1 protein-coding gene is annotated in these 628 nt (G+C 64.8%); it reads right to left on the bottom strand.

From position 1 onward, the window contains the following. A partial coding sequence (locus CXQ97_RS20985) for a hypothetical protein (RefSeq protein WP_219815480.1) occupies window positions 1-628 on the bottom strand: 628 nt, incomplete at both ends.

Raw genomic sequence — 628 nt, forward strand, 5'->3', positions numbered from 1 at the left:
CGGGTCGCGGATGGCCTGGCGCACCAGCGCGAACATGAACGCCAGCTGGCTCATGCTGGCCAGGCTGGCGACGCCGGCGATCAGGATCAACAGCCAGAAGGCACCGGCGAACGACGGCCAGTTCAGCGTCGCCCAGCTGAGATAGCCGGCCAGCGCCTGCGCCAGCAGCAACAGGCTGGAGAGCACCAAATTCTCCACCAGGGTCAGCGGGAAAATGGTCAGCCCGGCCATCAGCACGAACGGCAGAAAGGCGTAGCCGGCGCCGACCACGGCGGAGAACTGCGCCAGTTGATAGCTGCCGAGCAAGGTGTGCGAGGCGATGTAGAAGATGGTCGGGATGGCGAACAGGATTGCGATCGCCCGATAGGCATCGAGCAGATTACCGCTCGGGCGGTAGAACAGCAGCAGGCAGGTGAACGCCAGGCACGCCATCATCCGAAAACCGGCCAGCGCGGCCCACAGCCTGGGCTCGAACACCATCAGATCGATCAGACTCCACAGCGGGGTGAGCACTGCGAACAGAAAGGCGAACAGGCGAACGCGGTTGACGATCAAGGTCGCGCGGCGCTGGCAGAGCAGCAGTGGATGGCGTCGCGGGCTCAGCAGATGGCGAAGCTCGCTGGGCTTG

Source organism: Arthrobacter sp. B0490 (assembly GCF_002929355.1).
Taxonomy (GTDB): Bacteria; Actinomycetota; Actinomycetes; order Actinomycetales; family Micrococcaceae; genus Arthrobacter_D.